Raw genomic sequence first — 14459 nt, forward strand, 5'->3', positions numbered from 1 at the left:
CGACCATGCTGCTGCAAAGATTCCTGATCCGTCTTCTGACGATGGCGATCACGCTGTTCGGCGTGGCCGTCGTCGTCTTTATCGTCATCCGTGTCGCGCCAGGCGATCCGATCGCGATGATGCTGCCGCCCGGTGCAACCGATGCCGACATCGCGCGTCTGCGCGCGCTTTACGGGCTGGACAAGACCATCGTCCAGCAATTTTTCATCTGGCTGGCAGGTGTCGTCAGGGGCGATTTCGGCACTTCGATTTCGCTCCGGCAGGATGTTCTGGGCCTGGTCTTCAACCGCCTGCCGGCGACGCTGGAACTCGCGATCGTCGCGCTTGTGATGGCGCTGGCGATCGGCGGCACGACGGCGATCCTCGGCGCGCGCGAACGCGGCACCGCGGTCGAAGCTGGCATCGACATCGCCAGCGGTGCGGCGCTCTCGATTCCCGATTTCCTGTGGGGTTTGGTGCTGATCCTTTTGTTCGGCGTGCTGGTGCCGGTTTTCGACATTTCCGGCCGGGTGTCGCCGCAACTCGATCTGCCCTTCGTCACGCAATTCTATCTGTTCGAAAGCATCGTACGGCTGCGCTTCGACCTGACCAGGGACCTGCTGGCACACATGCTGATGCCGGCGATTGCGCTGGCGCTGCCACTGGCCGCGATCATCTCGCAGCTGCTGAAACAGTCGCTGAAGGAAGTGCTCGACCTCGACTACGTCGTGCTGGCGCGGGTAAAGGGCTTTTCGGAAACGCAGGTCATCCTGCGCGAGGCGCTGAAGAACGCGGCCCTGCCGACGCTGACGCTGGTCGGCGTGCAGTTCACCTTCCTGATCGGCGGCACGGTCATCGTCGAACGGCTGTTTTCCTATGAAGGTCTCGGCAACATGGCGATCGATGCCGTCATCAACCGCGACCTGCCGCTGATCCAGGGCATCGTGCTGGTCTTCGCGCTGTTGTTCGTGCTGATCAACCTTGCCGTCGACATGATGTACGCCCTGCTTAATCCGAGGCTGCGCCATGGATGAGGCCCGCATTTCGAGACATGGCTCGCGGGCACGCCTGTGGCTGGCCGGCGGCTGGCTGGTGATTGCGCTGCTGGCCGCAATTCTTGCGCCGTTGGTCGCGCCGCAGGACCCGCTGGCGCAGGATTTGATGCTGGAGCGCCTGCCGCCGTTCTGGCTCGATGGTGCTGAGCCCGGCTACTGGCTCGGCACCGACAGCCTCGGCCGCGATCTTCTGTCACGGCTGATCTTCGGTGCCCGCATCGCCTTCATCGTCGCCTTCGCCGCCGCCATCGCGGCCTGCCTGGTCGGCTCGACGCTGGGGCTGATCGCCGGCTATTTCGGCGGCTGGGCCGACCGCATCATCTCGCGCATCGTCGATGTCTGGATGGCGTTTCCGCCGGTGCTGTTTGCCATCCTTTTGGTCGCAGTGCTCGGTACCGGCTTGAGCTCGGTTATCATTGCCATTGCCGTCATCGACTGGACGCGCTTCTGCCGGGTGATCCGCGCCGAGACGTTGGGCCAGTCGCGCATGGACTATGTCGAGAACGCCCGCATCGCCGGCTACGGCCGCATCGGCATCATGCTGCGCGAAGTGCTGCCCAATGTGGTGCCGTCGATCGTCGCGCTGCTGTCGCTGGAGATGGGCATTGCCGTCATCGTCGAGGCGATCCTGTCCTTCGTCAATCTGTCGATCTCGACCGACGACCCGACCTGGGGCGGCATCATCGCCGAGGGCCGCCTGTCGATCCATCAGGCCTGGTGGGTGCTGGTGTTCCCGCTGGTCACGCTGATCCTGACGGTGCTGTCGTTCAGCCAGTTCGGCGAAGGTCTCAGGGCACGTTTCGATCCGGTGCTGCGATGAACGCGCTGGCGAAACCCTGCCTCGACATACGCAGCCTTAGCGCGGTGCTGCCTAATGGCTTGCGCGTGCTGCGCTCGGTGTCGCTCGCCGTCGAGCCCGGCGAGGTGCGCGCGCTGGTCGGCGAGAGCGGCGCCGGCAAGACGATGATCGGCAAGGCGGTGCTCGGCGTGCTGCCTTCGAGCGTGCGCATCGTCGAAGGCGATATGTTGCTCGAGGGCGAGGACCTCGGCAAGCTTCAGCCAAAGGCAAGGCGCACGCTGATCGGCGCGCGCACGGCGCTGATCCCGCAAGACCCGCTGACCGCGCTCAACCCGTCACGCCGCATCGGCCCGCAGATGACCGACCGGCTGGTGCGCATCCTCGGCTGGAGCGGCGAGAAGGCCGATGCACACATCCGCCAATTGCTGGACGAGGTGCAAATCCGCGACCCCGAGCGTGTCCTCAAATGCTATCCGCACGAGCTGTCCGGCGGCATGCGCCAGCGCGTGCTGATCGCCGCGGCGTTTGCGGCCGAACCAAGGCTGATCGTCGCCGACGAGCCGACCACGGCGCTCGACGTGACTGTGCAGAAGCAGATCCTGCGGCTGATCGCGCAACTGCAGCGCGAGCACGGCACGGCGATCCTGTTCGTTACCCATGATCTCGGCGTCGTCGCCAAGATCAGCCAGAAGGTCTCGGTGCTCTATGCCGGCAAGGTGGTCGAGGAGGCCGAAACGGCCGCTCTCTTCGCCGCTCCGCAGCACCCCTACACGCGAGCTCTGATGGCCGCGACGCCACGCTACACCGACCCCTTCGCCTCGCTGAAGCCGGTGGACGAGGCGGTGCTGGCCGGGCTTGCTTCGGAGATCGCCGCCGCCGATCAGGCCTGGAGGCGACAGCATGGCTGAGCCGCTGTTTTCCGTGCGTGGGCTGAAGGTCGCGCTGCCCGACATGACGCGCAAGCCGCTGATCGGCCGCGCGCCCTTGGCCGAGATCCTGAAAGGGCTGGATTTCGACCTGCCAAAGGGATCGGTGACCGGCATCGTCGGCGAATCCGGCTCCGGCAAATCGACGCTTGGCCGCGCCTTAGTGCGGCTTCTGGAGCCGAGCGCCGGCAAGGTCATCTTCGACGGCCGCGACATCACGCATCTGGCTGAGGCCGAACTCCGGCCGCTGCGCCGCAATCTGCAGATGATCTTCCAGGACCCGATGTCGTCGCTTAACCCACGCCGCACCATCGCCAGCATCATCGCCGCACCACTCAAACAGAATGGCCTCGGCGACAATCTGAAAGCCCGAGTTGCTGAAGCGCTTCAGCGCGTCGGCCTGCCGCAAGGCTTCGCCAGCCGCTATCGTCATGAATTGTCGGGCGGCCAGCGCCAGCGCGTCGGCATTGCCCGAGCGCTGGCGCTGTCGCCGAAATTCGTGCTGGCCGACGAAATCGTCTCAGGCCTCGACGTGTCGACGCAGGCACAGATCCTGACGCTGCTGGAAAAGCTTGCAGCGGAGATGGGCCTGACCGTCGCCTTCATCAGCCATGACCTGTCGGTGATCCGGCGGCTCTGCCGGCAAGTGATCGTCATGCGCGAAGGCGCGATCGTCGAAGCCAGTGCGACGGATACTTTGTTCGAGAAGCCGCAGCAGGCTTACACGCGCGACCTCCTCGCCGCCATTCCGCTGCCCGAGATCGATGATGCCTGGCTACTTCCCGCCGCAAAGGCGCCGGCATGAAACACAATCCTATTCGCACGCTAAAGAGCGGGCCTCAGGCGTGCACCCGGCAAAATGTCCCGCGATGGAGGATGACTGACATGAAGAATGCAATCCGCTACGCAGTGCTCACCGCCACCGTGCTGGGAGGCATCGGCACGGCTTACGCCAGTTCCATTCCCGGCACGCGTGGCCACGACCACACCGGCGTCACCGTCCCCGACATGGAGCAGGCGGTCGATTTCTTCACCGAGGTGGTTGGCTGCAAGAAGGCGATGTCGTTCGGCCCGTTCGCCGACGACAAGGGCACATTCATGCAGGATCTGCTGGGCGTCGATCCCAAGGCGGTGATTGAGGAGATCACCCTGGTCCGCTGCGGACACGGGTCGAACATCGAGCTGTTCAAATACACCGCGCCGGACCAGAAGGACCTGACGCCTCGCAACAGCGACATAGGCGGCTTCCATATCGCCTTCTATGTCGACGACATCGCCGCCGCAAAAGCCTATCTTGACGGCAAGGGCGTCAAGACGCGGATGGGACCGCTGCCGGTTACCGAAGGCCCGGCGGCCGGCCAGACCATCCTCTACTTCCGGGCGCCCTGGGGCTTGCAGTTGGAAGCGATCAGCTATCCCAATGGCATGGCCTATGAAAAAGATGCGGAGACGGTGCTGTGGAGCCCGAAGAACCCGGAAAAATAGCCCGGGGCGTCCCTGGCCTGCGCAACTGCCGGCAAGCTGGGTTTCTGGGGCGGATTGTTTCAATCCTGAAACTTCAAGCTTGAATTAATTCGTCTCAGGCGTAAACTCGACAAACAGAAGCGAAGAGGAGATCGCACGATGAAAGTTGCGGTTCTCGGCGGCGGACCAGCCGGGCTCTACTTTGCAATCTCGCTGAAGCTCAGGAATGCCGCGCATGAGGTCACGGTGTTCGAGCGCAACCGTGCCGATGATACGTTTGGCTGGGGCGTCGTGCTGTCGGCGGAAACGCTGGAGAACCTGACCAAAAACGACCCGGTCAGCGCCGTCTGGATCCGCAAGCATTTCGCCTATTGGGACGATATCGCCGTCATCCATGACGGCGTGCGCACGGTCTCGACCGGTCACGGCTTTTGCGGCATTGGCCGCAAGCGGCTGCTCACGTTGCTGCAGCGGCGGGCGCGCGAACTCGGCGTCAAGCTGGTCTTCGAAACCGACATCGCCGATCCCAAGCCATATATGGAGACGCACGACCTGGTTGTCGCCGCCGACGGGTTGAACTCGAAAGCGCGGAGCGCCTTCGTCGACGTGTTCAAGCCCGATATCGACATTCGTAGATGCAAGTTCGTCTGGCTCGGCACCCACCAGAAATTCGACGACGCCTTCACCTTCATCTTCGAAAAGACCGAGCATGGCTGGGTGTGGGCGCATGCCTACCAGTTCGACAGCGATACCGCGACCTTCATCGTCGAATGCAGCGAGCAGACCTGGCGGCGCTTCGGCTTCGGCGCGATGTCGCAGCAGGAATCGATTGCCGTCTGCGAGCGCATCTTTGCCCGTCATCTCGGCGGCCACGCGCTGATGACCAACGCCAATCATATCCGCGGCTCGGCGTGGATCAATTTCCCGCGCGTCTTGTGCGAACGCTGGTCCTACAAGAACCTGGCGCTGATGGGCGACGCGGCGGCGAGCGCGCATTTCTCGATCGGTTCCGGCACCAAGCTGGCGCTGGAAAGCGCGGTGGCGCTGGCCGACTATGTCGAGTCCGAGCCAGACCTCGAGGCCGCCTTTAGCAAATATGAGGACGCCCGCCGCACCGAAGTGCTGAAGCTGCAGTCGGCGGCGCGCAATTCGCTCGAATGGTTCGAGGAGGTCGAGCGCTATCTCGGCCTCGATCCGGTGCAGTTCAACTATTCGCTGCTGACGCGTTCGCAACGCATCAGTCACGAGAATTTGCGGCTGCGCGATGCCGAATGGCTGGCCGGCGCCGAGGAGTGGTTCCAGCGCCAGGCCGGCGCCGGGGGCAACAATCTGCGTCGCGCGCCGATGTTCGCGCCGTTCCGGCTGCGCGGCATGGCGCTGCAGAACCGCGTCGTCGTCTCGCCGATGGCGCAGTACAAAGCGGTCGACGGCTGTCCGACCGATTGGCATTTCGCCCATTACGCCGAACGGGCCAAGGGCGGCGCCGGTCTCCTCTACATCGAGATGACGTGCGTCAGCGCGGAGGGCCGCATCACGCCTGGCTGCCCCGGTTTCTATGCGCCCGAGCATGAGGTCGCCTGGAAGCGGCTGGTCGAGTTCGTCCATGCCGAAACCGAGGCCAAGATCTGCGCCCAGATCGGCCATTCCGGTGCCAAGGGGTCGACCAGGCTCGGCTGGCAGGGAACCGACGTGCCGCTGCCCTTAGGCAATTGGCCCGTCATGGCAGCGTCTTCGGTGCCGTGGTCGCGGGAAAACCAGGTGCCTAAGGCGATGGACCGCGCCGACATGGATATGGTGCGCGACCAGTTTGTCGCTTCGGCCGAGATGGCGGCGCGCTGCGGCTTCGACATGCTCGAAATCCACGCCGCGCACGGCTATCTCCTGTCCTCCTTCATCACGCCCTTGACCAACCGGCGCACCGACTCCTTTGGCGGCTCGCTGGAAAACCGCATGCGCTACCCCTTGGAAATCTTTCATGCGGTGCGCGCCGCGTGGCCGGCCGAGAAGCCGATCTCGATGCGCATCTCCGCCAATGACTGGCTGGGCATCGAAGGCGTGACGCCGGCCGATGCCGTAGAGATCGCGCGGCTGCTGCATGAGGCCGGCGTAGACATCTGCGACGTATCGGCCGGCCAGACTTCGGCCGTGGCAAGACCGGTCTATGGCCGCATGTTCCAGACGCCGTTTTCCGATCGCATCCGCAACGAGGTCGGCATGGCGACGATGGCGGTCGGCAATATCTATGAGCCGGACCACGTCAACTCGATCCTGATGGCGGGCCGCGCCGATCTCGTCGCACTGGCTAGGCCGCATCTTGCCGATCCGTATTGGACGCTGCACGCGGCCGTCATGCTTGGCGATCGCGGCGTCAAATGGCCGGATCCCTATCTGCCCGGCCGCGACCAGCTCTACCGGCTGGCCGAACGCGAAGCGGCAGCGGGGTTGAAAGTATGAGTGCCGCGGCGACGATTTCGCGGCGTCATGCGCTGGTCACCGGCGGCGGCTCCGGCGTCGGCCGCGCGATCGCGCTGGCGCTGGCCGGCGCGGGCGTTGACGTGACCATCTGCGGCCGGCGCGTGGAGCCGCTTGCCGAGGTCGCCGCGGAGAACAAGTCCATCTTCGCCATTGCCGCCGACGTCACCGACGAGACGTCGATGGCGTCGCTCTACGAGGCCGCGGAAGCGGCACGCGGAGCGTTCGACATCGTCGTTGCCAATGCCGGCATGTCCGGCAGTGCCCCGGCGCAGCGGACCTCGCTGGCAGACTGGCAGCGCACGCTCGACGTCAACTTGACCGGTACGTTCCTGACGGTGAAGCCGGCGTTGGCCGGCATGGCAGTGCGCAAGACTGGCCGTATCATCTTCGTCGCTTCCACCGCCGGACTGAAAGGCTATCCCTATGTCGCAGCTTACGTTGCCGCCAAGCATGGCGTCGTCGGCCTGATGCGGGCACTCGCCGTCGAGACCGCCAAGTCCGGCATAACAGTGAATGCCGTGTGCCCAGGGTTTGTCGAAACCGAGATGCTGGAGAGCACCGTCCAGCGCATCGTCCAAACGACCGGCCGCTCGTCCGAGCAGGCACGGACAAGCCTAGCCGCGACCAACCCGCAAGGCCGCTTCATCCAGCCGGAAGAAATTGCGGCCGCGGTACTTTATCTGTGTGGCGACGCCGCCCGGTCGATTACCGGGCAGACGATTTCGATCTCCGGAGGTGAGACATGGTAGCCGGTCCCCTGCCCGCCCCGTCCGGACCCGGCAAGGACCGCCTGCGGCTGTGGATACGCCTGCTGCGCGCCTCGCGCACCATCGAGGCCGAGCTGCGCGAACGACTGCGGCAAGAGTTCAACACAACGCTGCCACGCTTCGACGTGATGGCCGCGCTCTACCGCGCGCCGGAGGGCATGCTGATGAGCGATCTTTCGCGCTTCCTGCTGGTGTCCAACGGCAATGTCACCGGCATCATCGACCGGCTGGTCTCGGAAGGGTTGGTGATGCGGGCCCGACGCAATGGCGACCGCCGCACCTCGATGGTGCGGCTGACGGAAGAGGGATCGAAGATTTTCGCCGTGATCGCCGCCGCGCATGAGAAATGGGTCGGCGAGTTGCTGGGCAATGTGAGCGAGGATGAGGCGCGCCGGCTGACCGGCATGCTGACCTCCTTCCGCAGCAATTGGGAGGGACGGGAATGACGAAGCTGGCCGGCCGCAAGCCGAAGCATTTCCTCTGGCAGGTCGAAGGCAAGATCGCAAAGATCCGGCTCGATCGACCGGAGCGCAAGAACCCGCTGACCTTCGACAGCTATGCCGAATTGCGCGACACTTTTCGCGATCTCGTCTATGCCGACGATGTCGATGCGGTGGTGTTCCTTCCCAACGGCGGCAATTTCTGCTCGGGCGGCGATGTCCACGAAATCATCGGCCCACTGGTCAAGATGGACATGAAGGCGCTGCTCGCCTTCACCCGCATGACGGGCGATTTCGTCAAGGCGATGCTGAATTGCGGCAAGCCGATTATTGCTGCGGTCGACGGCGTGGCGGTCGGCGCCGGCGCGATTATCGCCATGGCCTGCGATATCCGCATCGCCACGCCCCAGGCCAAGACAGCATTCCTGTTCACCCGCGTCGGCCTTGCCGGCTGCGACATGGGGGCCTGCGCGATCCTGCCGCGCATCATTGGCCAGGGCCGCGCCGCCGAGCTGCTCTATACCGGCCGCACGATGAGTGCCGAGGAAGGCGAGCGCTGGGGCTTCTACAACCGGCTGGTGGATGCCGCGGCGCTCGAGGCCGACGCGCTCGACATGGCCGCGCGCATCGTTTCCGGCCCGACCTTCGCCCATGGCATCACCAAGACGCAGCTGAACCAGGAATGGTCGATGGGTCTCGACCAGGCGATCGAAGCGGAAGCGCAGGCGCAGGCGATCTGCATGCAGACCCGCGATTTCGAGCGGGCGTACACGGCTTTCGTGGCTAAGGAGAAGCCGGTGTTCGAGGGAAATTAGGATGACCCATTCAATAGAGATGTTGGCGGGACAGCGCCCCCCTCTGTCCTGCCGGACATCTCCCCCTCTAGGGGGGAGATTGGCAGTTTCGCTCGCAGCGCCTTTCCTGCAACGCCGCCAATTGGCGAAAGCAGAGGCGACGTCCAATCTCCCCCCTAGAGGGGGAGATGTCCGGCAGGACAGAGGGGGGCGCCGTGGAGCGCCAGGGCCGGAGAATTGTGGAGGCAGCAATGCCTGACCGTTCCTTCCTCTCCTGGCCGTTCTTCGAGGATCGCCACCGCGATCTGGCGGAGCGGCTGGAGGCATGGTGCGCCAAGAACCTGCCGGTCGCGCATGACGATGTCGACGCCGCCTGTCGCGAGCTGGTGGCCAAGCTCGGTAAGGACGGCTGGCTAAAGCCGACGGCGTTCGATGTGGACAATCCGGGACCGCTCGACGTGCGCACCCTGTGCCTCACGCGCGAAACGCTGGCCCGGCATGACGGGCTGGCCGATTTCGCCTTCGCCATGCAAGGGCTCGGCACCGGCGCACTCAGCCTGTTCGGCACGCCCGACCAGCAGCACTGGCTGGCGAAGACACGGGCCGGCAAGGCGATTTCGGCTTTCGCGCTGTCGGAGCCGCGCTCGGGCTCGGACGTCGCCAATATGGAAATGACGGCCACGCGTGACCGCGACAGCTATCTCTTGTCCGGCGAAAAGACCTGGATCTCCAACGGCGGTATCGCTGACTTTTATGCTGTCTTTGCCCGCACCGGCGAAGCGCCCGGCGCCAAGGGGCTTTCCGCCTTTGTCGTGCCTTCCGAAACCGAGGGGCTGATCGTTGCCGAGCGGCTGGAGGTGATCGCGCCGCACCCGCTCGCCCGGCTGTCCTTCGACAATGCACGCATTCCAGCCTCGGCGCTGATCGGCAAACCCGGTGACGGTTTTCGCATCGCCATGTCCGTGCTCGACGTGTTCCGTTCGACCGTCGGCGCAGCGGCGCTCGGCTTTGCCCGGCGCGCGCTGGACGAAAGCATCACAAGAGTGGCCGAGCGCAGGCTGTTCGGTGCGCCAATGGCCGAGCTGCAGATGGTGCAGGGCCACATCGCCGACATGGCGCTGGATGTCGATGCCGCCGCGTTGCTGGTCTATCGTGCCGCCTGGACCAAGGACATTGGCGCGGCTCGGGTTACCCGCGAAGCCGCCATGGCCAAGCTGTTCGCTACCGACAAAGCGCAGGAGGTGATCGACAAGGCTGTGCAGCTGCATGGCGGCGACGGCGTCCGCAAGGGCCATATCGTCGAAAGCCTGTATCGCGAGATCCGGGCGCTGCGCATCTACGAGGGAGCGTCCGACGTGCAGAAGGTGGTGATTGCACGGCAAGTGATGGGAGCGGCCTGAGACAGGAGTTTGCGTGAAAATTATTGTCTTCGAGTTTTGAGCGACCGATTTTGAGCATTGGGAGGTTTTGACATGCACACCATCCTGCAGCCGGAAGGCTGGGCGAAACCCGTCGGCTACGCCAATGGCGTCGCCGCGCGTGGGCAGCTTGTCTTCGTCGGCGGGCAGGTCGGCTGGAACGGACAGGGCCGCTTCGAGACCGATGATCTTGTCGGCCAGGTGCGGCAGACGCTGGCCAATATTGTTGCTGTGCTCGCCGAGGCCGACGCCAAGCCGGAACATATCACCTCGATGACCTGGTACTTTACCGACAAGGCGGAATATTTGGCCAATCTCAAGGGGATCGGAGAGGTCTATCGCGAGGTGATCGGCCGGCATTTTCCGGCGATGGCCGCCATGCAGGTGATGGCGCTGGTCGAGGATCGCGCCAAGGTTGAGATCCAGGCCACGGCGGTTATTCCGGAGTGACGGCAACACGTGGCAATTTTTTAAGCTTAAAACTTTCGCCTTGAAAAGCGCGGTACTTTGGATAGCATCCAATGTCTTGCGACTGCCGTGCCGGGAGGGCTTTCCGGCAGTCCCGTCACTTGGCGCATCAAAACCGTGCGGGGCCAAACCCGTCCGATCACAACCAGAGGGAACGAAAATGAACTTCACCCGTCGCAACCTGCTGCTTCTTGCTGCTGCCATCGGTATCGCCGGCGGCCCGGCCTACGCCGAAGGCACGCTGAATGTCGGCGCCTATCCGACCAATCCGCCTTTTGAATACAAGAACGAGAGCGGCACGTTCGAGGGTTTCGAAGTCGACATCATCAATGAGGCGGCAAAGCGTATCGGCATGACCACTGATATCGCCGATCTCGGTTTCCAGGCGCTGTTCGCCGCCACCACCTCGAAGCGCATCGACGTCGCCATCTCGTCGATCACCATCACGCCGGAGCGGCTGAAGTCTCAGTCGTTCACGCAGCCCTACTATGATTCCGACATGGGCATCGCCGCGAAGGCCGACAGCCCGATCAACGCCGAGGCCGACCTCAAGGGCAAGATCGTCGGCGTGCTGTCCGGCTCGACCGGCGAAGCCTGGGTCAAGGCCCACCAGGAAGCGGACGGGTTCAGTGACGTCAAGGGCTACGACACGCAGCAGAATTTGCTGCTCGATCTCAGCTCCGGCCGCGTCGATGCGGCGGTCAGCGATATTCCGGGCCTGGAATATTCTTTCACCAGGATGAAGGATCTCGCCGTAAAAGAGCGCATCAAGACCGGCGAGCAGTACGGTCTGATGATGACCAAGGACCACCCGCTGCTCGGCAAGCTGAACGACGCGGTGACCGCGATGAAGAAGGACGGCACGCTGGCCGCGATCCACAAGAAGTGGTTCGGCAGCGACGCACCTGCCGATTCCTCGACCGTCAAGGAAATGCCTATGCCGAAGGCCTGAGCGGCAGTTCGCGCTTAAATGTCGTGCCGGCTTTCGATGCCGGCACGATTTCGGATTTCGGGCTCGGGCTCGAGCGTCGCGGGACGCCAAACGTTTCGGAAATGCTGCGATGTCGCTGCTGGACACCTTCTTCAACGCCGACGTCATGGTCTCCAGCCTGCCGGCGCTGCTGCGCGGTTTCCTGAACACCCTGCTGCTCGGAATCATGAGCATCGGCATCGGTATTCCCGTCGGCCTCGCGATCAGCCTGGTGCGGCTCTATGCGCCAAAGCCGCTTCGGCTGCTGGCTGTCGGCTACATTGACATTTTCCGGGCGATGCCGGTGCTGGTCGTGCTGATCCTGATCTACTATGCGCTGCCGTTCCTCGGTATTCGCCTGTCATCGTGGACGTCCGCGGTGATGGCCTTCGCCATCATCATGGCGGCCTATTCGGCCGAGGTGTTCCGCTCCGGTATAGAGAGCATTCCGCGCGGCCAGTTCGAGGCGGCGCAGGCGCTCGGCCTGCCGTTCTTGCTGACCTTGCGCAAGGTAGTGCTGCCGCAGGCGATCCGCGTCGTCATTCCGCCAATGACCAGCAATTGCGTTTCGATGTTCAAGGATACTTCGCTCGCTTCCACCGTGGCGCTGCCCGAACTGCTGAAGGAAGCGACCAACGCGCAATCGCTCTATGCCAATCCTTCACCGCTGATCGGCGCGGCGCTGGTCTATCTCATCTTTCTCTGGCCGATGGTCCGTCTCGTCAGCCTCCTTGAACGCCGCTTTCAAACCGAAAAGACCCGCTGAATCTGTCAGCGCACTTCGCAGGAGACGACCTTGAACCAGCATCAGATTTCGAAAACCGGCGATGCCGCAGCTTTCCCGGTCGAGACGATCCGCGCCATGTTTCCCGCCTTGCAGCAAGCCGGGGACTTCGTCTTCATGGACAATGCCGCCGGCGCGCAGATCCCGCAAAGCGTGCTCGATGCGGTCACCAACCATTTGGTCGCGCATAATGTGCAGCGCGGCGGCCGCTATGGCCGCAGCGTCACCGTCGACCAAGCCGTCGCCGGCGCTCGCGAAAGCGTGGCCTTGCTGATCAACGCCACCAACCCGGCGGAGATCTGTTTCGGCATGAACGCCACTTCGTTCATCCGCCTGGTCAGCCTCGGCATCGGCCAGATGCTTTCCGAGCGCCCAAACGGGGAGCGTGACGAGATCGTCATCACCGACATGGATCACGACGCCAATATCGCGACGTGGCTGGCGCTGGCGCCCGCCGGCGCCAAGTTCAAATGGTGGCGGATGCGCGAGGACGGCAATCTGCATGTCGACGATTTGCGCCCGCTGGTCTCAGAGCGCACCCGGCTCGTCGCCTGCACGGTAACGGCGCATTCGATCGGCTCAATTGTCGACGTTGCCTCCGTGGCTGGGATTGCGCATGCGGCAGGCGCCGAAGTGTTCCTCGACTGCGTGCATTACGGGCCGCACGGGCTGATCGATGTGCAGGCCTGGGATTGCGATTATCTGGTCTGCTCCGGCTACAAGAATTTCTCGCCGCATATGGGCTTCCTGTGGGGCCGTTTCGAAACTCTGAAGCGCCTGCCGACCTTCCGCGAAGATTTCATCCCCGACGAGCCGCCCTACAAGATCGAGGCCGGTACCTTCATTTACGAGAACGTCTCCGGCATGGATGCCGCGGTGCGCTACCTCGAATCGATCGGCCGCAATTTCTTGTCAGAGAATAACCGGTCGCGCCGCGACAACATCGTCGCCGGCATGAATGCCATCCGCGACTACGAACAGGTGCTGGCGCGCGAAATGCTGGCGGTGCTCAAAGATTGCGGCGCGACGATCTACGGCGTGGCCGAAGAGGCACGCCTCAGCGAGCGCGTGCCGACCTTCTGCTTCAATGTCGGCACGCTGTCGCCGCAGAGGATCGTCGAGGAAATGGCCGAGATGCAGATCGGCATTCGCGACGGCCACATGTATGCGCCGCGTCTGATGAAGCGGCTCAACCTCAGCATGGACAGCGGCGCCGTGCGCGCCTCGCTGGTGCATTACAATACGATCGAGGAAGTCCGGCGCTTCGGCGAGGCGCTGCGCACCATCATCGCCCGGCTGTCCTGATCGGACTGGGCGGCGGCGCCGGCGCGATCCTCGTGAAGCGCAAAGGCGGTCGCACCCGGGTTCTCCAAGCCGGGGCGCAATTGCATGCTTGGGATCAAGTAATCGCCGCCATTCTGCTGCCGATAACGAATGGGCCGCATTGTCTCGAGCGTTCGCATCCTTTCGCGCAGTCGCTCCGCAACAGGCTCGAAATCCGCCTCCCCGAAACGGTCCACCCTGTAAACCACGAACGGCGGAAGCACGTCGTAGCCCGGATAGTATAGAATCCCGTGATTGATCGGGAACAGCAGGTCGTCGATCGGGCCGTTGACGCCGCGGGCGGAATAATGCTCCTCCCAGCCGCCGGTGGTCACGATCAGCATTGCGCGCTTGCCGGCGAGCGTTCCCTCACCAAAGCGGTCACCCCACCGCTTGTCGCTGTGCTCGCCAACGCCATAGGCGAAGCCGTAGGCGTACACGCGATCGACCCAGCCCTTGAGGATCGCCGGCATGGCGTACCACCACAGCGGGAACTGGAGGATCAGGGTGTCGGCCCATAGCAGCTTGTCGATCTCGGCTTTGACGTCATCGGTCAGAGTGTTGGTCGCAAAAGCCTTTTTGGAGGCGCCGGCCGGCAGGAAGCGTGCTTCGGGCGGCCACGACGGAAAGTCGGCACGGTCCACCTCGGCTTTCCACCCATCGGCGTAGAGGTCAGACACCCGCACCTCGTGGCCCTGGGCCTCGAGTTCCCTGATGGCGACGTCACGCAGCGCGCCGTTGAGCGAACGCGGTTCAGGATGAGCAAAAACAAGCAGGACTTTCATGGGTCTACTCCG

General features: G+C 63.7%; 15 protein-coding genes. 14 read left to right on the plus strand and 1 reads right to left on the minus strand.

The window, feature by feature from the left end; translation table 11 throughout:
* The first annotated feature begins 5 nt into the window (after positions 1-5).
* The 14 genes from NKI18_RS01165 to NKI18_RS01230 all read left to right on the plus strand — a co-directional run bounded on the left by NKI18_RS01165 (position 6) and on the right by NKI18_RS01230 (position 13644).
* Positions 6-1013 (plus strand): ABC transporter permease, encoded by a 1008-nt coding sequence (locus NKI18_RS01165; protein ID WP_352614539.1) that lies wholly within the window; start codon positions 6-8, stop codon positions 1011-1013.
* Complete coding sequence (locus tag NKI18_RS01170; protein ID WP_352614537.1) at positions 1006-1854, plus strand: ABC transporter permease; 849 nt, start codon at positions 1006-1008, stop codon at positions 1852-1854. The genes NKI18_RS01165 and NKI18_RS01170 overlap by 8 nt, the downstream gene beginning before the upstream one ends.
* A complete protein-coding gene (locus tag NKI18_RS01175; protein WP_352614535.1) occupies positions 1851-2741 on the plus strand; it encodes an ABC transporter ATP-binding protein in 891 nt (296 codons plus the stop codon). The genes NKI18_RS01170 and NKI18_RS01175 overlap by 4 nt, the downstream gene beginning before the upstream one ends.
* The gene (locus tag NKI18_RS01180; RefSeq protein ID WP_023676838.1) at positions 2734-3564 is read left to right on the plus strand and encodes an ATP-binding cassette domain-containing protein; all 831 of its coding nucleotides are present in this window, start codon (positions 2734-2736) and stop codon (positions 3562-3564) included. Before NKI18_RS01175 ends, NKI18_RS01180 begins: the two co-directional genes overlap by 8 nt.
* An 80-nt stretch (positions 3565-3644) precedes the next feature.
* A complete protein-coding gene (locus NKI18_RS01185; RefSeq protein ID WP_352614533.1) occupies positions 3645-4244 on the plus strand; it encodes a VOC family protein in 600 nt (199 codons plus the stop codon).
* 138 nt (positions 4245-4382) lie between these two features.
* Positions 4383-6677 carry a bifunctional salicylyl-CoA 5-hydroxylase/oxidoreductase gene (locus NKI18_RS01190; protein ID WP_352614532.1) on the plus strand — a complete coding sequence of 765 codons (2295 nt, stop codon included), beginning with the start codon at positions 4383-4385 and terminating at the stop codon, positions 6675-6677.
* Entirely contained in the window at positions 6674-7447 is a 774-nt protein-coding gene (locus NKI18_RS01195; RefSeq protein WP_352577491.1) for an SDR family NAD(P)-dependent oxidoreductase, read from the plus strand. The genes NKI18_RS01190 and NKI18_RS01195 overlap by 4 nt, the downstream gene beginning before the upstream one ends.
* Positions 7441-7911: a MarR family winged helix-turn-helix transcriptional regulator gene (locus NKI18_RS01200; protein ID WP_023676834.1), complete on the plus strand. Its 471-nt coding sequence runs from the start codon at positions 7441-7443 to the stop codon at positions 7909-7911. The genes NKI18_RS01195 and NKI18_RS01200 overlap by 7 nt, the downstream gene beginning before the upstream one ends.
* A complete protein-coding gene (locus NKI18_RS01205; protein ID WP_353018658.1) occupies positions 7908-8720 on the plus strand; it encodes an enoyl-CoA hydratase family protein in 813 nt (270 codons plus the stop codon). Before NKI18_RS01200 ends, NKI18_RS01205 begins: the two co-directional genes overlap by 4 nt.
* Before the next feature lie 230 nt (positions 8721-8950).
* Positions 8951-10099: an acyl-CoA dehydrogenase family protein gene (locus NKI18_RS01210; protein ID WP_352614530.1), complete on the plus strand. Its 1149-nt coding sequence runs from the start codon at positions 8951-8953 to the stop codon at positions 10097-10099.
* Between the two features lie 72 nt (positions 10100-10171).
* Positions 10172-10567, plus strand: coding sequence for a RidA family protein (locus tag NKI18_RS01215; protein WP_023676831.1), 396 nt, complete (start codon positions 10172-10174; stop codon positions 10565-10567).
* A gap of 178 nt (positions 10568-10745) precedes the next feature.
* Positions 10746-11537, plus strand: a complete 792-nt coding sequence (locus NKI18_RS01220) for an ABC transporter substrate-binding protein (RefSeq protein ID WP_352455062.1) — start codon at positions 10746-10748, stop codon at positions 11535-11537.
* Between the two features lie 109 nt (positions 11538-11646).
* Positions 11647-12321, plus strand: coding sequence for an amino acid ABC transporter permease (locus NKI18_RS01225; protein WP_292656040.1), 675 nt, complete (start codon positions 11647-11649; stop codon positions 12319-12321).
* A gap of 30 nt (positions 12322-12351) precedes the next feature.
* Positions 12352-13644: a cysteine desulfurase-like protein gene (locus NKI18_RS01230; protein WP_352455061.1), complete on the plus strand. Its 1293-nt coding sequence runs from the start codon at positions 12352-12354 to the stop codon at positions 13642-13644.
* Here the strand turns inward: NKI18_RS01230 and NKI18_RS01235 are convergent.
* On the minus strand, positions 13575-14447 hold the full coding sequence (locus NKI18_RS01235) for an NAD(P)H-dependent oxidoreductase (protein ID WP_352455060.1): 873 nt from the start codon (positions 14445-14447) through the stop codon (positions 13575-13577). The two genes, NKI18_RS01230 and NKI18_RS01235, sit on opposite strands and share 70 nt — an antisense overlap.
* Positions 14448-14459 lie beyond the last annotated feature (12 nt).

The sequence above is a fragment of the Mesorhizobium sp. M0800 genome, assembly GCF_040320095.1.
Classification (GTDB): domain Bacteria; phylum Pseudomonadota; class Alphaproteobacteria; order Rhizobiales; family Rhizobiaceae; genus Mesorhizobium.